The organism is Neobacillus drentensis (genome assembly GCF_036962125.1).
In the GTDB taxonomy this organism is placed as follows: Bacteria; Bacillota; Bacilli; order Bacillales; family Cytobacillaceae; genus Neobacillus; species Neobacillus drentensis_B.
Window position 1 is genome coordinate 221,810 of record NZ_JBALOA010000005.1, and the last position, 20,591, is coordinate 242,400.

The 20,591-nt window shown below is 38.5% G+C and carries 16 protein-coding genes and 1 pseudogene; 16 read left to right on the forward strand and 1 reads right to left on the reverse strand.

Features of this window, described 5'->3' with window-relative positions; all coding sequences use genetic code 11:
* The first annotated feature begins 46 nt into the window (after nt 1–46).
* The 6 genes from V7121_RS05625 to V7121_RS05650 all read left to right on the forward strand — a co-directional run bounded on the left by V7121_RS05625 (nt 47) and on the right by V7121_RS05650 (nt 7,522).
* On the forward strand, nt 47–2,725 hold the full coding sequence (locus V7121_RS05625; RefSeq protein ID WP_335495397.1) for a sugar-binding domain-containing protein: 2,679 nt from the start codon (nt 47–49) through the stop codon (nt 2,723–2,725).
* A gap of 255 nt (nt 2,726–2,980) precedes the next feature.
* The gene (locus V7121_RS05630) at nt 2,981–3,886 is read left to right on the forward strand and encodes a sugar phosphate isomerase/epimerase family protein (protein WP_335495396.1); all 906 of its coding nucleotides are present in this window, start codon (nt 2,981–2,983) and stop codon (nt 3,884–3,886) included.
* A gap of 54 nt (nt 3,887–3,940) precedes the next feature.
* Nucleotides 3,941–5,068 (forward strand): Gfo/Idh/MocA family protein, encoded by a 1,128-nt coding sequence (locus V7121_RS05635; protein WP_335545958.1) that lies wholly within the window; start codon nt 3,941–3,943, stop codon nt 5,066–5,068.
* A 10-nt stretch (nt 5,069–5,078) separates the two neighbouring features.
* The gene (locus V7121_RS05640) at nt 5,079–5,534 is read left to right on the forward strand and encodes a C-glycoside deglycosidase beta subunit domain-containing protein (RefSeq protein WP_335495392.1); all 456 of its coding nucleotides are present in this window, start codon (nt 5,079–5,081) and stop codon (nt 5,532–5,534) included.
* On the forward strand, nt 5,531–6,502 hold the full coding sequence (locus V7121_RS05645; RefSeq protein ID WP_335495391.1) for a sugar phosphate isomerase/epimerase family protein: 972 nt from the start codon (nt 5,531–5,533) through the stop codon (nt 6,500–6,502). The genes V7121_RS05640 and V7121_RS05645 overlap by 4 nt, the downstream gene beginning before the upstream one ends.
* 54 nt (nt 6,503–6,556) lie before the next feature.
* Entirely contained in the window at nt 6,557–7,522 is a 966-nt protein-coding gene (locus tag V7121_RS05650) for an ROK family glucokinase (protein WP_335545960.1), read from the forward strand.
* Between the two features lie 72 nt (nt 7,523–7,594).
* Here V7121_RS05650 and V7121_RS24895 read toward each other — a convergent pair.
* Nucleotides 7,595–7,714 (reverse strand): annotated as a pseudogene (locus V7121_RS24895) (DUF5597 domain-containing protein); the annotation flags it as partial.
* 220 nt (nt 7,715–7,934) lie between these two features.
* On the opposite strand from V7121_RS24895, the gene V7121_RS05655 reads away from it, so the two are divergent.
* The 10 genes from V7121_RS05655 to V7121_RS05700 all read left to right on the forward strand — a co-directional run bounded on the left by V7121_RS05655 (nt 7,935) and on the right by V7121_RS05700 (nt 20,538).
* Complete coding sequence (locus V7121_RS05655) at nt 7,935–8,828, forward strand: sugar phosphate isomerase/epimerase family protein (protein WP_335545962.1); 894 nt, start codon at nt 7,935–7,937, stop codon at nt 8,826–8,828.
* Nucleotides 8,829–8,839: 11 nt separating this feature from the next.
* A complete protein-coding gene (locus tag V7121_RS05660) occupies nt 8,840–9,241 on the forward strand; it encodes a C-glycoside deglycosidase beta subunit domain-containing protein (protein WP_335545964.1) in 402 nt (133 codons plus the stop codon).
* A gap of 60 nt (nt 9,242–9,301) precedes the next feature.
* Entirely contained in the window at nt 9,302–10,942 is a 1,641-nt protein-coding gene (locus V7121_RS05665; protein ID WP_335545966.1) for a glycoside hydrolase family 43 protein, read from the forward strand.
* 191 nt (nt 10,943–11,133) lie between these two features.
* Nucleotides 11,134–12,369 (forward strand): MFS transporter, encoded by a 1,236-nt coding sequence (locus V7121_RS05670; RefSeq protein ID WP_335495381.1) that lies wholly within the window; start codon nt 11,134–11,136, stop codon nt 12,367–12,369.
* Nucleotides 12,370–12,389: 20 nt separating this feature from the next.
* On the forward strand, nt 12,390–13,262 hold the full coding sequence (locus V7121_RS05675) for a sugar phosphate isomerase/epimerase family protein (RefSeq protein ID WP_335495380.1): 873 nt from the start codon (nt 12,390–12,392) through the stop codon (nt 13,260–13,262).
* Between the two features lie 163 nt (nt 13,263–13,425).
* Entirely contained in the window at nt 13,426–15,171 is a 1,746-nt protein-coding gene (locus V7121_RS05680) for a sigma-54 interaction domain-containing protein (RefSeq protein WP_335545969.1), read from the forward strand.
* Nucleotides 15,172–15,207: 36 nt separating this feature from the next.
* A complete protein-coding gene (locus V7121_RS05685) occupies nt 15,208–16,959 on the forward strand; it encodes a sigma-54 interaction domain-containing protein (RefSeq protein WP_335545970.1) in 1,752 nt (583 codons plus the stop codon).
* 307 nt (nt 16,960–17,266) lie between these two features.
* Nucleotides 17,267–18,397: an FAD-dependent monooxygenase gene (locus tag V7121_RS05690; RefSeq protein WP_335545972.1), complete on the forward strand. Its 1,131-nt coding sequence runs from the start codon at nt 17,267–17,269 to the stop codon at nt 18,395–18,397.
* Between the two features lie 56 nt (nt 18,398–18,453).
* Nucleotides 18,454–19,560, forward strand: coding sequence for an alpha/beta hydrolase family protein (locus V7121_RS05695; RefSeq protein WP_335495374.1), 1,107 nt, complete (start codon nt 18,454–18,456; stop codon nt 19,558–19,560).
* 33 nt (nt 19,561–19,593) lie between these two features.
* On the forward strand, nt 19,594–20,538 hold the full coding sequence (locus tag V7121_RS05700) for a VOC family protein (RefSeq protein ID WP_335495373.1): 945 nt from the start codon (nt 19,594–19,596) through the stop codon (nt 20,536–20,538).
* Nucleotides 20,539–20,591: the final 53 nt, after the last annotated feature.

Consider the following 20,591-nt stretch of genomic DNA (forward strand, 5'->3'; position numbering starts at 1 on the left):
CACAGATATGTGTAGCTTATAAGCTATTTTATTAGGGAGGTACATCATGAAAGGAATCTTACAAGAATTGAACAATCAGAATAACGACAATTACATCCTTCCTTTTCTTTGGATGAGAGGCGAAGAGGAAGAAGTAATTAGAGAAGAAATTGCAAAAATCTACGAATGCGGAATAAGAGGGATCTGTGTTGAAGCACGTCCACACCCTGATTTTGCAGGACCTGGCTGGTGGCATGACCTCGATATTGTCATGGATGAGGCAAAGCAGCGAGGTATGCGTATTTGGGTGTTAGATGATGCCCATTTTCCAACTGGATATGCCAACGGCTTAATTGAAAAAAAATATCCGGAACGAAAGAAAACCTATATAAACTATAATACTTTGGATATATTAGGAGCACAAAATGAGGTAACGGTACATATTACGCCAATGTTAAAACCAAAGAGTTCCTGGTTGGATATTGGTAAACCGATAGACAAAGAAGAACAAAATAACAATAAATTAATAAGCATTGTTGCAGCAAAGTTAGTAACAGACGGGATTATTTATGAAGAGTTAATCGATTTAACGAACAGTGTTAAAGGTGATTTCTTAACATGCACCCTGCCAGAAGGTCCATGGAGGCTTTATGTCGTTTATGAAACGAAAACAGATGGCGGCAATCCGAAATATATTAATATGATCGATAAAGAGTCCGTTAATACTCAACTTGAAGCCGTATATGAACCCCATTATGCCCGTTACAAAGAGGAGTTTGGAAAGACATTTGCTGGGTTCTTTTCAGATGAACCAGCATTCGGTAATGTAAATGGATTTGACTTTAATGAATCGATTGGTAGAAAAGATATGCCATTACCTTGGAGTGAAGAGGCAAAAACTATGTTTTCCGATGCTCTTGGAGGTAATTGGCGACTGTACCTGCCTTATTTATGGAATAATTCGGAAGAAATGAATCAATGTATCCATACAAGATATACCTATATGGATATCGTTACTCGTTTATATGAAAAGAACTTTAGTATTCAATTAGGAAAATGGTGTGAAGAGCACCATGTCGAATATATTGGGCACGTTATTGAGGACAATGACCAGCATAGCCGACTAGGAAGCGGTGCCGGCCATTTCTTCCGGGCATTGTCTGGACAGCATATGTCGGGAATTGATGTGATTGGCGGTCAAGTGATTTTTGGCGGTGTTGGTTTAGAGAGAAGGGGAGTTTTCAAAGGAGATGGAGAATTCTATCATTATACATTAGGAAAGCTTGGTTCATCTTTTGGACATCTAGATCCTAAGAAACAAGGCAGGACCATGTGTGAACTTTTTGGCGCTTATGGATGGAAGCTTGGGGTAAGGGATATGAAGTATATCTTGGATCACTTGATTGTCCGTGGAATCAATTATCTGGTTCCTCATGCCTTTTCAATGCGGGAATACCCTGATTTCGACTGTCCGCCGCATTTTTACTCACGTGGGCATAATCCGCAGTTCAAACATTTTGCCCATCTCATGCAATATGCGAACCGCTTATGTCATATTTTTAATAATGGTACCCATGTCGCCCCTGTTGCTGTTTTATACCAAGGTGAGAGCGAATGGACCGGGGAATATATGAAAATGCAAAAACCAGCCAGAGTACTAACCGAAAATCAGATTGATTTTGATTTTGTTCCAATTGATATCTTACATGATTTAAGTTCCTATAATGGAAAGTTAAAAAATCAACAGTTAAAAATTAATGGTGAAGAATTTAAATGTTTAGTGATCCCTTATAGTCAATATATTACAAAAGAGTTGGCTTCTTTTATTAAAAATTCAGACGGCTTGGAAATTATTTTTGTTGATGGAAGGCCAGAAGGGATTGCTAATGTAGTAGACCAAATGGAAGCTGCAGATTTATTACGAGCAACGGAAGACTGTAAGGTAATACCATTAAGGAATTTAACAAATGAACTGAAAGCATTAGGAATTTATGATATTCGATTAAAGAAGCCATTTAAAGATTTAACCTACTATCATTATGTGAAAGACAATAATATATACATGTTCCAAAATGAATCCGCATTTGATACCTTTAGCGGCGAGATTGAATTATCACTTGGAGAGTCTGCAATTATTTATAACAGTCTTGAAAATAAATTTGAAAATCTGCCAGTTAGAAAAGAAAATGGGAGAGATATTATCTATTTAGAGCTAAATCCATATGAATCATGCGTTGTATTTGCAAGTTCTGAGGAACATGCAGACAATTTTGAAACATATATTCCATTCGCTACTAAACTTTCTAGTTGTAAATCTAGCCTGGATTTATCATCTGATTGGAATTACTCTTTGGTTAAGAACAAAGAATATCCGAACTTTGGTGAAGTAAATGGTATGAAGGAACTCATCCCTATTTCGACACAAAATCCAACTTTTACTGGTATTATTAGGTACGAAAAAACCTTCGAATTAGAGGAATTTTCAAAGCAGGGGATACTAGCTTTTGACCATATTTATGAAGCAGTTGAATTATGGATCAACGATGAATATGCAGGCATGAAGGTTTGCCCTCCTTATGTATTTGAGCTGGAAAAATACTTAAGGAAAGGTACCAATACCATTCGTGTCGAAGTAGCCACAACATTGGATAGAGATCGTTTTAATCACCCAGAACCACCATTCATTGTTTGGCATGACGCAATTGATCCAACAGGAATGTTTGGGAAAATAACTCTTTGGACGTAAATAGGTAAGGTGTGATACACAGAGTATCGCACCTTTTTTCTTTTTGATCCTAGTTTTACAAACAGATTAAAAATAACAGGCTAATATTTATCCTATTTATCTTTTTGATGAAAGAAAATAATAAAAAAGACGAAAATCTATACCTGATAAGGTTAATTAAAGAAAGGGAACATATGCAAAAAGAGGTTAAGATATATATGTAAGCGGAATCAATAAATAAAACTTGATAGAAACATAGGAGGAGGAACAGACAGCATGAAACTTGGTTTTAACAGCGCAATTTTGAGTGAATGCAGCTTTGAAGAAGTAATTGACTATGCAGCTGATAATGGATTTTCATGTGTGGAAATATGTGCATGGCCAATAGGGAAAGCAGCCCGGAAATATGCAGGTGTGACCCACATTGATGTGGATAACTTAGATGTGGATTACATTAAAAATTATACAGAAGCAAAAGGAGTTAAGATTTCTGCTATTGCTTATTATCCTAATGCTTTAGATGCAGATCCGGAAAAAAGCGATTACTATGTGACCCACATCAAAAAATGTATTGAGGCAGCAAACAAACTTGATATTAACATGGTAACTACATTTATTGGCAGAGACCAAAAGAAAACAGTAGACGAAAATTTGGAGATTATGACTACTGTTTGGAGACCTATCATAGAGTTCGCTGAAGAACTTGGAGTAAACATTGCGATTGAAAACTGCCCAATGTTATTTACTTCCGATGAGTGGCCAGGCGGGCAAAACCTCATGACGACACCAGCTTCCTTCCGTCGAGTGTTTGAATTAATTCCAAATAAAAACTTCGGATTGAACTTTGATCCATCGCATTTTGTGTGGCAACAAATGGATTATATCAAGCCAATCTATGAGTTCCAAGAGCGGATTTTCCATATCCACTTTAAAGATATTAAGGTATATGAGGATCGCTTAAATGATGTAGGGATCATGGCTACTCCGCTTGAATACATATCTCCTAAACTACCAGGACTAGGGGATGTCAATTGGGGACAATATGTATCAGCCTTAACAGATATCGGCTATCGCGGGTATGCCGTCATTGAAGTAGAGGACAAGGCATTCGAAGATTCACTTAAATCTAAAAAAGATTCAATTAATATTAGTAAAAACTATTTGAGTCAGTTTTTTGCTTAAGTAAGCATCATATTTATTTAAAAAATTTTATAAAGAAAAAGGAGAGTATTCATTATGAGTAAATTAAAAATTGGTATTATTGGCTGCGGAGGTATTGCAAATCAAAAACATTTTCCTGCATTATCACAATTTAAGGAAATCAGTGAAATTGTTGCGTTTTGTGACATCGTCGTTGAACGTGCTGAAAAAGCAGCGGAAGAATTTGGAACACCGGATGCTAAAGTTTACGAAGACTATCTCGAACTATTGAAGGATGAATCGATCGATCTTGTACATGTTCTAACGCCGAATGTAAGCCATAGCCCAATTACAGTTGCAGCATTTGAGGCAGGCAAACATGTTATGTGTGAAAAACCAATGGCTCATACTACAGAAGCTGCTCAAAAAATGATCGACGCTTGGAAAAAGTCCGGCAAGAAATTCACTATTGGTTATCAAAATCGCTTCCGTCCAGAAGTACAATCTCTTCATAAATCTTGTGAAAAAGATGAATTGGGTGATATTTATTTTGCAAAAGCACATGCCCTTCGCCGCCGTGCCGTGCCAACTTGGGGAGTGTTTCCTGATAAATCTCAACAAGGCGGCGGCCCACTAATTGATATCGGTACACATGCTCTCGACATTACTTTATGGATGATGGATAATTACAAGCCAGTTTCTGTAACAGGTTCGGTTTTCAATAAATTAGGTCATTTACCGGAAGCGGTTGAAGGTAATATGTTCGGTCCATGGGATCCGGAAACGTTTGAAGTTGAGGACTCCGCGTTTGGATATATCAAAATGGAGAATGGAGCAACGATTTTCCTTGAATCGTCTTGGGCACTTAACGTTTTAGAATCTAGAGAGGCAGCAACTACTCTTTGCGGAACAAAGTCTGGAGCACAAATCAATTCCGGGATGAGCTTCCGTACCAATGAGTTAGTTTATAATTCCTCCCGCAATGGTATGTTAACAGAAGAGAAAAATTCCGCAGGCGGAGCGATTGCATTCTTTGAAGGCGGATCGAATAAGCCAGAAGTTCTAGAAGCAAAACAATGGTTAGAGGCTGTTAAATATGATAAAGAACCACTTGTAAAACCAGAACAAGCATTTGTTGTAACGAAAATTTTAGATGCCGTTTATAAATCTGCTGAGACAGGTAAGGAAATTGTTTTTAAGGAAGAGACAGTATTAAGCAAATAGGAGGTGCACCATGGCATTTAGTATGAAATTGCCATTCGTGGATGTTGTTTGTGATGATAGTTTAAAAAACACCTATGTGAATGGGAAAAAGCTAGGATATGAATTCCAAATCCGTTTAAGTAATTATCGTGGACATTATTTATCCTGTATTGAGGAGTTTACTGTTAAGGTGGATGGGAAGGAAATAAATTCAGATCATTTAACTTTTTGTCTTAATGGTAAAGAGTTTACCGTTGGGCAACTTCCAAGTCTAGTTTCAGAGTTTTGGAATTTAATAGAACCAGCTACCATTAATGTTTATCAACCAGGGGGATTGTCAGAAGGAGAACATCAAATTGATATAAAGTTGATGTTACGGATCCCTTATATGGCAGTTCCAGGAAGAAAGATTGAACGCGAATATGCCGTACTAGATTCTTGTGGCAGTAAAACACTAGCGATAAGAGAGGAGGTTATAGCCAAATGAGTAACATTAAGTTAGGTGTTTCTTTATATAGCTTCACAGATGAGTATGTAAAGGGCAAATTTACATTAGAAGACTGTATTCGTACTGCAGCTGAATATGGAGCAGAAGGATTTGAATTGGTAGGGACCCAAATGCTCCCTTCTTATCCATATGTAAGTGATAAAGTGTTAAATGAATTTAAAGCGATAACGAATCACTATGGAATCGAATTTGTGTCATACGGAGCAAATGCCGACCGGGGGCTGAGATCCGATCGCGATTTAACAGATGATGAATTGCTGCAATCAGCGATTATTGATTTGAAAACGGCCAATAAATTAGGCTGTAAGATCATGCGTGCCCAGTATCTTTTATCGCCGGCAGCATTTGGAAAACTCGCACCTTACGCTGAAGCTTATGGAATTAAGGTTGGGATCGAGATTCATAATCCTGAAACGCCAACTTCGCCAAATATCCAAAAATATGTAGAAGTAATTGAGAAAACAGGATCTAAACATCTAGGCTTTGTCACTGATTTTGGAACCTTTGCAACTCGTCCAAATAAACCACATTGGGATGAGGCCCTAGCTAATGGCGCTCCGCTTGAATTGCTGGAAATGGCAGCGCAACTACGCTATGATGGTGTCCCAAGAGAGGAAGCAAGTCAACGCTTGCTTGAAGCTGGTGCCAATGGTCCAGTAATGGGTGCTTTACAGGGGATGTATGGATTTGTCACATTCTATAACGAGCCTGATTTAGACGGATTAAAGAAAATCATGCCATACAATATCCACTTCCATGGAAAATTCCATTATATTGATGAGAATCTTGAGGAAGCGAGTATTCCGTATCAAGACATTTTACCAATTATCCAAAAGTCTGATTTCGACGGTTATATTATGGCAGAATACGAGGATCATTTATCGGGAAGGGCTTTACTTATGACGAAGCGTCTTTTGGAAATGGAAAGAAAAATACTAACTAGATAAATTGAGAGAATACAGGTGAATTTCACCTGTATTCTTTACTAAGGCGGGAGAAAAATGAAGAAATTTATTGGGATCGATTTAGGCGGCACAACAGTTAAATTTGCCATTTTGACAGATGAAGGAAAGGTCCAACAAAAGTGGAGCGTTGAGACAGATATTCAAAATGAGGGAAAGAATATCCTTCCTAACATAATTGAATCTATTAATCACCGCATAGAATTAAATGGGCTAGCAGCTGATGAATTCCAGGGAATTGGAATGGGCTCTCCTGGAACAGTAGATCGCGAAAAAGGAACTGTGATTGGAGCCTATAATTTAAATTGGAGTACTTTGCAGCCGGTGAAAGAATCGATTGAAGCTGGGACAGGCATACCATTTTATATCGATAATGATGCGAACGTAGCGGCATTAGGTGAGCGCTGGAAGGGTGCCGGTGAAAATGGTGCGGATGTAGTATTCGTTACACTAGGAACAGGTGTTGGCGGCGGAATTATTGCAGATGGCAATCTTATTCATGGCAAGGTTGGGGCAGGGGGAGAAATTGGTCATATTAATGTAGAGCCAAATGGATATCATTGTACATGTGGAAATCAAGGCTGTCTGGAAACAGTAGCAAGTGCAACAGGGGTTGTCCGATTAGCCAGAGATTATTCTGAAAGATTTGCCGGGGAATCTGAGTTGAAGTGGTTAATTGATGATGGGCAAGAAGTCACGGCAAAGACCGTGTTCGATTATGCCAAACGTGGAGATAAATTAGCATTAATCGTTGTAGACAAATTTTATTTTTATTTAGGACTTGCTTGTGCCAATATTGGGAACATCTTAAATCCTGAAACTATTGTGATCGGCGGGGGAGTATCCGCCGCTGGAGATATACTGTTAGCAGGAGTGGAGGAATACTTCCGTAAGTTCGCCTTCCCAACAGTAAGAACGAGTACAACATTGAAACTTGCCCAATTAGGAAATGATGCAGGAGTAATTGGGGCTGCCTCATTGGTAAAACAATCAAGCAAGAGTTAAAAAATGAAAGATGCCAACTATTCATTAAAGAATGAATTGGCATCTTTTTTATTGTCTAATTAATATTTAATTTTAATACTCATTTACCTGAGTTTTATAAGCTGCTGGCATATCTTTTAATTGAATCATCATTTTTTCGTCACCGTTTAAGACACGGCCACCTTTCCATTCTCCTTTAACAAATTCGCCTTCTTCGAATCAACAGTTTACATTTTTCATAGTATCAATTTTATGGATAAGAATTATATATTAATTTTTATCCTATTTTTTTTAAAAAAGGAATGGACGATAAAAGAAACAAAAATCAACATCTTTAAAGTTAATTTTACGAGAGGAAGAAGAGAAAACAAACGGTATGATTAAATGTAAGCGGAATCACATTTTGAGAGATAAAAAAGGAGAGAAGGCTGAAATGACTAATCAGGTCGAGATTAATAGGAAACCGAAACGAGGAGTTTCTCTTTACAGTTATGCTGGCGAATACGGTGTAACGATGAGTTTGGAAGATATGTTTGCTGAGATGCATGATATGGGTGCGAAAGGACTAGAAATATTAGCAAACTCGCATATTGAAGGCTACCCGAATCCTAGTGAAGAATGGCTGGAAAATTGGGACAGGTTAATAAAAAAATATGATATTGTACCGGTTGAATATGGACATTGGGTTGATTCTCGACTATATCAGGGAAGACATCTTACACCAGAAGAATCATATGAAATGTTGGTTCGCGATTTCAAACTAGCCAACCGACTCGGATTTACCGTTCTTCGTACTAAACTAGGTGTAATCGATGATGACCTTACTCCTGTAGAGAATTGGCGAGAGTTCATTAAAATGGCCCTTCCGATGGCAGAAAAATATAATGTGCGCATGTGTCCGGAGATTCATGCTCCTACACTTCTAAAATCCAAAATGGTAGATGATTATGTTGAGTTTATTGAAGAGACAGGAACTAAACATTTTGGACTGAACATCGACTTCGGTGTTTTTACAACCCAGACTATACCTGCCAGTGAATGGGGGCCAAATGAGTTCATCATGCCTGAGAGTGACCACAGCCCGGTAGAGGATATAATCCCGTTACTGCCTTATGTATATTGCTGTCATGCAAAATTTGTGAAGATGTCAGATGACTTTCAAGAGATGACGATTCCATACAAAAAAATTATTAATACTTTGATCGAGCACAAATGGGACGGTTATATGGTAAGTGAGTATGAAGGACCAAAGAAAGATGTATCAGGCTATGCTGTTGAACAGGTTCGGAAACACCACGTCATGATGAAAAAAATATTGGGAGAATAGGAGAGAAGCGAATGTTAGAAAAACCTTGTATTCAATCGAGAGGATTTAAAAATGTGGTACGTGATGGAGAAATCGTCGGCTTTCAGGTTAACATCAGATCCCTATATTATCGAGGACTCTGGCTTTCACAGTTGCGCCCTGCTACGGTTACAGTTAATGGGGAAACTTTTTTGGGAGAGCAAATTACCTGGACCATCAATGGTGTTACCTATACACAAGCGGAAATGGCCGAAATTGGGGATGTTCACTGGGGTCTATTAGAGCCTGCTACTCTTACGGTTGCAAAAGAAGGCGGCCTGGAATCAGGAAGCCATGAAATAGAAGTTAACTATACGTATAGCTGCTCTTATTTTCCTCCAGTGGCGGATACTGTTCTCGGCGGAGCACAAAAGAGAACACTGATTATGGTGTAACTTTTTAAGTAGTTTACAAGATATTTATCGCGATTGAAAAATATAAAAGAGGCGATCTATTTGAAGAATAAACAGTTAAAAAATCCGATTTTACCTGGCTTTTATCCCGACCCTTCCATCTGCAGGGTAGATAATGATTTCTACATGATAACATCAAGTTTCTCCCTATTCCCGGGGGTTCCGATTTTTCATAGCACGGATCTTGTGAATTGGGAACAGATTGGGCACATCCTCGACCGAAAGTCACAACTGCATACGACGGCAGATCATATGACAGCCGGAATCATGGCCCCAACACTTCGTTATCATGACGGCACCTTCTATATGATTACGACGAATGTAAGCGACAAGTGGAATTTTATTGTCACTGCTAAGGATCCTCGGGGGCCATGGTCAGATCCATATTGGCTAGAGGGCTGCCCGGGCATTGATGCATCTTTATTTTTTGACGAAGACAAAAAGGCATATATCACCGGTACCAGAGGCGATATTAGTGAGGATGGAACACATGGAAATCAAGTAATCTGGATTAGTGAAATCGATTTGGTCAATATGCGCCTTGTTGGCGAGAAACGGACGATATGGGGGGGAGCCTTGAATAATTGCGCTTCACCTGAAGCTCCTCATCTTTACAAAAAGGATGGTTATTATTATTTGATGATTGCTGAGGGAGGTACGGAACACTTCCATGCAGTAACGATCGCACGAAGTAAACATATTTTTGATTATTATGAGGGCTATGCGGGAAATCCGATTTTGACGCATCGACATCTAGGGAAACAGTATCCAATCTGTAATGTTGGCCATGCTGATTTTGTTGAACTGAAAAACGGAGAATGGTATGCCGTAATTTTAGGTTCCCGCCTGATTGAGGGTTATCATAAAAACCTTGGCAGGGAAACCTTTATCTCACCAGTTGTTTGGGAGGACGGTTGGCCGGTCATAAGCCCTGGGACAGGAAAAGTAGAATGGAGTTATCCAGCTCCTGAACTGCCTGCCTATACACCACATTTAATTCCAGAAAGGGACGATTTTGAGGGCGAAAAGTTAGGAATGGATTGGGTTTTCTTCGGTACACCTTATGATGACTTTCATACCCTCTCAGACAGCAAGTTGTCTTTGAGATTGCTGCCACGTTCCATGAGTCCAGAATTACGCAAGATAGACTTGTCCGCAACTGAAACGGCTAAGGCTGTTCCGAGTTTAAGCTTTGTTGGACGAAGACAATTGCATGCTAGCTTTCGAATCTCTGTTAAAATGAACTTTAATGCCTTATTAGAGAATGAGACAGCAGGGATTGTCGTGATGCAGGCTTCAAATCATCAAGTCCGGTTTGAGCGGTCGTTGGAAAAAGGGAAGCAAATTCTTAGGCTAATCCAGTGTACGAGCGAGCTAAGCGGATATCCGCACCAACCACACTTCAAAGGTGTGACGACTGAAAACGAGCTGGCAAATACTGAGGTGGATGGAGGCAGCATTATTCTTAGCATGATTGCAGAAGGACAATCCTATAGCTTTTATTATGGCAAAGTGGATGGAGTCCTCGACCTACTTTACAAGAACGCAGACGCGAGAAAAATAAATCCAGAGATCGTTGGCGGTATGGTGGGGACAATGCTTGGCATGTTTGCCAGTTCGAATAGCAAGGATAGCCAAAACTATGCTGAGTTTGATTGGTTTGAATATGTTGGAGCCGAATAATAAGAGAATAATTAGTTAAGAGATTAAAAATCACAATTAGATTTTTAATCTCTTTATTTTTAAAAGAAATTCGAAAAAAACAAGGATAAAGATTGCACTATTAAGAGATTAAAAAAGTGAAATGAAATGAGTGAATTGGCAGTTAAGATTAAATAAGAATCGTTTTTAGTTTCTAGAACAGGAGAAAGTGAATGCAAAGGTTTAATTTGATAAAGGTAAAAATAAATATGCCGCTACTAATTCTAATGATAAACACATTTATTGCATTAGTAGGGGTTGGGTTAGCGATTCCGGTTCTTCCAAAATTTATTCTTGAAATCGGGGCAAGCGGTAAAGATATGGGGTATCTCGTCGCCGCAACGGGACTAACTCAATTTCTTTTTTCACCTCTAGGTGGGAAGCTTTCAGACCAATACGGTCGGAAAAAAATTACGATTATAGGGTTAGCCATCATTATGGTGTCTCAATTTTTATTTAGTGTAGGTACCGACCTATGGCTTCTCTATGTATCACGCTTCATTGGGGGAATCGGTGTAGGATTGCTCATTCCAGCTACTATGGCTTATGTGGCGGATGTTACAACAATAGAAAAACGCGGGAAAGGAATGGGGTTACTTGGTGCTTCCATTTCTCTAGGTTTTGTTATTGGTCCAGGAATCGGTGGATTTCTAGCAGAATATGGTATACGTGTACCATTCTATGCTTCAGCACTAGCCGCAGCTATCGCAATGATCGTCTCTCTATTATTTTTACCTGAGTCGTTGTCAATAGCACAACAACTTGTGTTTAGAGAATCATCGTTGGAACAAAACGGAATGATTCATGACATCAAAAGGTCTTTTAAAGTGTTTTACTTTGTCCTTTTACTGCTTATTTTCACCATGACGTTTGGCCTGGCAAACTTTGAAACTATCTTTGGAATATATGTTAGTGAAAAGTATGAGTATACACCTAAAGATATTTCCATCATCATGACTATCGCAGCTTTGACCGGGGTTATCATTCAGGCGCTTTTGGTAGATAAGCTTATTCAACGTTTTGATGAGATTCGAGTAATTAATATTTGTTTCTTCTTATCAGCTGTAACCATGGTTCTTATTTTAATTTCTGGGAATTTTATATTCATGTTATCTATGAATATTTTGTTTATCTTGTTTACATCCATTCTTCGCCCAGCCATTAATACGTTACTATCAAAAATGGCAGGCAGTGAACAAGGCTTTGCTGCGGGGATGAACAATGCCTATAGTAGTTTAGGAAATATAATCGGGCCTTCTTTAGCAGGAATTTTATTTGATGTATCCTATAATGTTCCATTTATATTTGGTGCCGTTATTTTGTTGGGTAGTATTATCATGTGTGTGGCATGGAATCAGAGAGCAAGACAAAATTCTGACTTTATTTCAATTTTAAGTAGACAAAAATAATCCCAAAAGGAGAAGAGTATATGACCATCGAAATTGGATTAAATTTATTCTCAGTATTTAAAGAACTAAATGAAGATTACTTCGGAACCTTGGAAAAGGTAGCAGAAATAGGATATAAAAATGTCGAGTTGATAACTGTAAATTTTTCTACAGGTAAGCGCTACACCAATACTTTTTCTCTTCCGGTGATTAAACAAAAGTTAAGTGAATTAGGGTTAAAAGCTTTTTCAGCACATGAAGGTGTAGCTCCAGGAAGTGCAATTATGGATGCCGATTGGGATCGGATTATCCAAGAAAATGCAGAACTTGGATGTCAGTCAATTGTTTTTCCAATGGCAATGATTTCAGGACGTGAAGACACACTTCGCACAGCAGAACATCTAAATCTAATTGGAAAGAAGTGCAAAGAAGCGGGTTTAAACTTTTACTATCATAACCATGCACATGAGTTTAAGAGAATAGAAGAAACATCATTATTTGAACTGCTCGAAGAAAATACTGATCCAGCACATGTGAAATTTGAGTTAGACCTCGTATGGGTGTTGAGAGGTGGACATGATCCGTTGGCATTACTTGAAAAACTGGGTAATCGTTGTGATATGGTCCATCAAAAAGACTTAAGTAAGCACGTAAATCCAGTTAATATTTTTGTGTCTTTACCACAAGGAAACACTTTAGATACGATGAAAATCTACACAGAGTATGTGAAACCAACTGATTTTGTTAATTTAGGGACCGGACTTGTAAATTTTCAGGAGACCTATCAGAAGTTACATCAATTAGGATACATCCGTTATGCTATTGTAGAAAATGAGGGACAGCTTGGAAATAAATTCTCGAGTATTGAGAGTGATTTAAAAGTCATGGAGAAATATGTACATGATTTAAAATAAATTAATTAATCTTTACAACATATTGGAAAGTTAGATGAACCGCAAAGTTATAGCTAAAACTTTTGCGGTTTTTTAATATTCTTGGCAAGTGAAATAAAGGGTAAAATATCTAAATAGTCAGAATATATGATATAATTTATTTCAAAAAGGTGGTGAATACTAGGTGAAAACTTTAAAAGATTCTGTAATCGATTACTTTCAAAAAGTTTGCAGCTCAATTGGAAATTATGAAACAGGAATTTCAAACATTATCCTTCTTAGTAATCGCTATACATACCATTGCCATTACAATGTTCAGGAAAGAAAAATAGAATTTAATAAAGATAGGATGGACTGGATTACACGGGTAAGTTGGAATGAATATTCCGATTCCAAATCATTTTCATATAAGGAAGCCCAATCGGAGTGGATCTATACTCGACCGATTTCACACAAAGGCGAACATAAATATTTTTTGGTCATAAAGTATCCGGAAAAAAATAATAAGAAATTACTTCAAATCTTAGACCTCCTTGCTAAACAACTAAGTTATCATCTAGTTACCCAGCCAAACCTTACATCCCTATTTTTACAAAGTACATATCAGCAGCAAATAACGAACACTATTGATGAAGGATATTTAACCGTTGATAAAAAAGGAATCATTACATTTATCAACCATACTGGGAAAAATATCCTTGGTATCGATGATAATATGATAATAGGCCAGCCTCTTATCAAAGTTCTGCCTAATTTTTATCCCTCACCGCTTGACACACTAAATACGATGGAAAATTGGGTGAATCGGGAAGTATTTTTTGATTTACCGAAGGGTAAGATTCATCTTATTTTTTCTGTGACCCCTTTGATTGAAAATGGACTGCCTGTTGGGATTGTCATTACCTTCAAAGAGATGAAAATTATTATGAAAAAGTTAGAGAGCTTAGTTAGCATTAAACCAATTTTTCAATTCGAGGATATCATCTATAAAAGCCGTGCGATGCAGGAATTGATTAAAACGGCAAAAGTTGCTGCCAAAACTGAGTCGAATATATTAATAGAAGGGGAAAGCGGGACAGGTAAAGAGTTAATTGCTCAATCTATACATAATCAAAGTCAGCGAAAAGGAAAACCTTTTGTTGTGATTGACTGTTCCTCTATACCAAGGGATTTAGTAGAGAGTGAGTTATTCGGATACGTAGATGGTGCTTTTACAGGAGCCCGCAAAGGAGGCAGGTTGGGAAAATTTGAAGTGGCCAATGGAGGTACTGTATTTCTCGATGAAATAGGAGAAATGCCTTTAGAAATTCAGGTAAAGTTGCTGCGTGTTTTACAAAGCCGTACGATTACACGGGTAGGAGGACATGATCCCATTCCAAGCAACGTTAGAATAATAGCAGCAACGAACAGAAATCTTGAGGAAGAGGTTGAAAATGATAATTTTCGATTAGACCTTTATTATCGATTAAATGTCCTGCAGTTGACTGTCCCATCATTAAGAGAGAGAGATGGTGATATTCCATTGCTTGCCAAAACATTGGTGGAAGTAGCAGCCAATCGAACCAATCGCTATTCTCCAAAAATCTCTCAGGATACAATGAAAATACTTGAAAGTTATACATGGCCTGGAAATATAAGAGAATTAGAGAATGTTATTGAACGAGCCATCTTAATAGCGCATGATGTGATCGAGCCTGAACACTTGCCAAAATATATTCATCATGCTGCTTTTTTAAGGGAAAAGAGTATGCCTGGGAAGGATTTAACTCTAACTCTAACTGAGAAAAATGCTGGTTCTTTTAAAGGGATGGAAAGGGAGTTAATTATTAACACTCTTCATAAGGTGAATGGGAACAAAAGTTTAGCAGCACGAAAATTAGGGATTTCCCGATCGAACTTATATGAAAAAATAGCAAAATATAATATATAAGCGGTACTTGAATTTTAACAAGAGGGTGTTTACAAGATGAGCATTCAGACCGGGTTTGTCGTGGACGAGGTTAAAAAGATTTTTGGGCAAGTTAATAATGACATTGAAGTAGATTCAGAGGTGCAAATCATTGACTTGGATTACTCCTACCTTTGTCATTATGATCCAATTTTAAAAGCGGTAGTTGTGGAATGTGACAGGGCAATTAACTTTTCTAATGATATAACCTTAACCGATGAAACGACATGCTGCGATAACGGTTTCACTGGAATGGATAGGGATGGGCACTATCTTTACTCATCACCGATTATTCTAGATCAAAAAACGAAATATTTTCTTATTTCCACCTCTCAACTTAACCATGACTCCTTTACTCTTATTATTTTAGAAATGTTGGCGAAGTATATAAGCAAACGGCTTGAAACACACATAAAACTTCAAGAGATTTTTTTAAAAAATGATCATATGAAACAGATAACGGAAACCGTAAGTGCTGGCAGTTTATCTGTTGATAAATTCGGAACTGTTATGATAATTAATGAAGTGGGAGCAGAAATGCTCGGTTTGACTGCTGATGAAGTTATAGGAAAGCAAATTTATGATGTTTTCGATAATCAGGCATTTTCACTAAAAGTCTTGAACACAGGTAAACCGATCATAGATAAAGAAATAAAAATAAAAATTAATAAAGGACAATATTATTTTCAATTATCTTCCGTCCCCCTTTATGATAATTTGGATGAACCAATCGGAATTGTCTTTCATTTTAAAGATATTAGAAAAGAAGTAGAAATGATCGTAAATACAAAGAGTTTTTTTCACTTTGACGATATTATATATCAATGTAAAGAGATGGAAAACTTAATCGATTTAGCGAAAAAAGCGGCGTTGCAGGACTCAAGTATCTTAATTGAAGGTGAGAGCGGAACCGGAAAGGAACTCATAGCCCAATCCATTCATAATCACAGCTATCGATCAAAAAAGCCATTTGTGGTCATTGATTGCTCAGCGATACCACGAAATCTAGTAGAAAGTGAATTATTTGGTTATGAGTTCGGTGCGTTTACCGGCTCTCACAAAGGGGGCAGAATGGGGAAATTTGAACGGGCCAACGGTGGGACAGTTTTTCTGGATGAAATAGGGGAAATGCCATTAGAGATTCAATCCAAGCTTCTCCGGGTTATTCAAAGCCGGTCAATTACGAGGATCGGGGGAAATGAACCAATCCCGATTAATATCCGAATCATTGCTGCTACCAATCGAAATTTGGCGCAAGAGGTATCAGAAGGAAGTTTCCGAAATGATCTGTACTATCGTCTGAATGTCATTAATTTATTTGTTCCTGCTCTAGGTGATCGAAAAGGAGATCTTCATTTACTAGTTAATAAATTAATGGAAAAGATTGCGAAACGTGAAAAAAGGGAAGTTCCATACCTATCAGATCGGATCATGGAAGTTCTTAAAAACTATACATGGCCTGGGAATATCAGGGAATTAGAAAATATAATGGAACGTGCCGTTATTCTGGCAAATGGAGAAATTAACTATCAACATTTACCGAAGCGTTTGCTGGAATGGCAAAATATAAATACAGAATCTACGCCCTCTCCAAGTGAATCTTCTATTGACTCATCTTCCTCACAAAAGCCTAAGAGTGTCATGGAACAGCACTTAATAATCAACGCACTTAAAGAGTCAAAAGGGAACAAAAGCAAAGCGGCCAAAAAGCTCGGGATCGCTCGATCGACTTTATATGAAAAAATGTATCAGTATAAATTATTTAGTTAAGAATCTACCATAAATTTTGGTAGGTTCTTTTTTAATTGGAATCTCCCTCCTTTACACCTGAAGTGTTGTAGTGATTTCGGACACTTCGAACAGTTGTGTAGTGTTTTCATACAAAAAACAAGAAAATTTGATTGAGTATTTTTTTGAATATTGTAAATGATAACGTTTTCTAAGTTGGTACGGTTCTTGCATTGTTAATTGGCATAGGATTCATTAATTCTTTTTTTACTATCTACACTGTGCAAAGATTAATATTTTTGATTACTGAAACAGATGAATTCTAAAACCAATTAAAGGAGGGGTTTCCATGTCAAACGTAAAAAAGGTTCTAATTGTTGGAGGAGGCATTGGAGGGCTGGCAACAGCTATTGCTTTACAGAAAGCTGGAGTTCAAACTGAAATCGTTGAAAAGCAAAAGGAATGGAATGTTTATGGGGTAGGCATTATTCTTCAATCCAATGCACTTAGGGCCATTGATGCACTTGGGCTCACGGAAGAATTTTTAGCTGCTGGAACAACTCATTCAGCCCTACATATCCGTGACTCCCAAGGAAATATGATCTTTGATGCACCTATTCATCCTTCCGGAAAGTTCAACTTGACGGGAGGAATACCGCGAAGAGATTTTCATGAAATATTGCTCCGGGCTGCTATGAAAAACGGAACGAAAATTCGAATGGGCACAACAGTTGATGTGATTGAGAATGCAGACAGTTTTGTCTATACGAAGTTTACGGATGGTACCTCAGGGACCTATGATATTGTGATTGGATCTGATGGGGTCAGATCGAAGGTTCGTAACCTGGTGTTTGGTGAACTTGAACCGACATTTGTGGGCCAGGCCGTTTGGCGCTACACTCTAAACCGTCCTAAGGATATCGAGAACATTACGATGTATTATGGGCGGAAAGCAAAAGCCGGCATTGTTCCCATGACCAAGGATAGTGCTTATGTTTTTATTGTGACAGCAGAACCTGGAAACCCGTGGAAGCAAGAGGACCAACTACATGTTGAGATGCGTGAAGCCTTTCATGAGTTTGGCGGCTTAATTCGTGAACTAAGTGAACAAATTACCGATCCAAAGGAAGTGGTTTATCGGCCGCTCGAAACCCTAATTGTCGAAAAACCTTGGTATCGAGACCGGGTATTATTAATCGGGGATGCTGCACATGCAACCGTACCTCATTTAGCACAAGGCGCGGCGATTGCGATTGAGGATGCCCTTGTTTTAGCAGAATTACTTCAAAAAGAAGAGCCAGTTTCAGATATTTTAAGTGAATTCATGGACAGGCGTTTTGAGCGCTGTAAATTTATTGTTGAAAATTCAAACACATTGGTTAATTGGGAACTCTTGCAGCTCGAAGGCCGGCTGCCAAAAGAGAATAACCCTAACGCGATTGTTGCACAGAGCTTAATGAGAATGACAGAAACTATCTAATAAACTGAATTACCAACTGTGGGTTAAAAAATTCAAAGAGTATGGAGTGAAGTAATATGTGGCATTATTTTCCTGAACATTATATGTGGTCATACCAAATTGTAAGGATGTTTAGCCAAGCTCATTTTGGCGGCGGAGAAGTGAATGAAATTCTAGAGGCAGCCGGCAATATTACCCTGGGTGATACGGATAGCTTTCATAACGCATGGATGGGAATTGGTAACCGCTCGTTAGCCGTTGCCAATGAAGCCCTTGACAAAGAACAGACTGAAACGGCAAGAGCCGCTTTTTTTCGGGCTTCCAATTATATTCGGACGGCCGAATTTTTCCTTCAGCCGGATGATCCTAGGAAAATACCTACCTATTTAAAAGGGGTTGAATCCTTTCGAAAAGGAGCTGAAATGCTCGGAAATCCGCCAAGGGCAGTCCAAATTCCTTATGAAAACTCGTTTCTGCCAGGATACTTTTTCGAAGTACCAGGTAAAAAAGACAGCCCATTAGTGGTTATGTTTGGCGGGCTTGATTCGACAGCAGAAGAACTTTATTTTGGTCCTGCCCAGCTGTTAAAGGAACGTGGAATTGCACTGCTGGCAGTAGACGGTCCTGGCCAGGGCGGAGCATTAAGATTAAATCATATCTCTTCTCGATATGATTACAATGTTGCCGGAACAGCCGCATATGATTGGGCTATTCAGAACCTTGATATCGATGCCAATCGATTAGGAATTATGGCCGTATCCATGGGTGGCTATATGGCCGCAAGATCAGCAGCCTTTGAACCGCGCTTTAAGGCATGCGCCATTTGGGGAGCTGTTTATGATTATCAATCTGTTTGGTCCAAGCGTCCTGATAATCATCCTTTGGCCAAAATTCTCCAGCATGTTGTTGGTGCGGAAACCATGACGGAGGCGCGTCAAAAGCTAGATCTATTTAATCTTAAAGGGGAGGCTGAAAAAATCACCATGCCAACCTACATTATACATGGTGAGGACGATCGTCAAGTCTCCGTAGAGAATGCCTATAATCTATATAATCATTTAACCTGCCCAAGATGGTTGAAGATTGTTCCGAAAAGCAGTCCGGGATCTGCTCACTGCCAGGTGGATAACGTAACCGAGACTTACGAGATGTATGATTGGCTCAAGATTCAGTTGAACGCATAATAAAATACTTTTCATTATTAGGAGGAAGAAATCATGCCAAAAAGAAATCACTTTATTTCTCAATTAGCCCACGTGGAACTTCTAAGTCCAAAACCAGAACAGTCCGTAAAATTTTTCAAAGATATCTTGGGAATGGAGGAATCGGGAAGAATCGGCCAATCGGTTTACATGCGTGCATGGGGTGAGTTTTTTCACCATAGTTTAAAAATTACAGAAGCAAAGACAAACGGAGTCGGACATATTAGCTGGCGTGCGGAAAGTGATGAAGATTTGCTGGATGCTGTTCAATATATTGAGAATTTGGGATGCGGAAAAGGCTGGATTGAAGGGGACCTTGGACATGGCAAGGCCTATCAATATTACTCACCTGATGGACATTTAGAGGAAATTTTTTGGGATGTGGAGCTGGCCGAGATTCCTGCCCATCTGAAAAGTAAATGGAGATCCCGTCCGCAAAAAAATCCAAGCCGCGGGGCATCTGTAAGACGTTTGGACCATGTAACTCTATGGACCAGTAATGTAACTCGTCATACAAATTTCTATAAAGAGTTAGGTTTTAAGCATAATGAAGGAATTGTCATTCCAAATGGTACAGAGGTTGGGTCTTTATTAGCCGTCTCGAGTCTTTCACATGAAATTGCATTATTTGCTGATTTTAAGAAGGAGCATGGACAGCTGAACCATTTATGTTTTGCGGTGGAAAATCGAGATCAGGTGCTAGAGACCGCTGATTATGTGGTTGATAACGGCTACAGGTTAGAGATGAAACCATTTAAGCATGCTGTTGGAGAAGCCTTTACGACGTATGCGATTGAACCAGGCGGAAATCGGATTGAAATTTATGGTGGTTCACCATTGTACTTTGCTCCAGATTACGGTCCTAAGATGTGGAAGGTTGAGGAAAATCCAAACGATGCTTGGGATGAAGTAAATATTTTTGAATCAGCGCAGTTTGATAGTATTAGAGAAAAAGCTTAGAGGTACTGAAAAAGTAATTAAGGACGTCTGGATAGATGTCCTTTGTTAGTTTA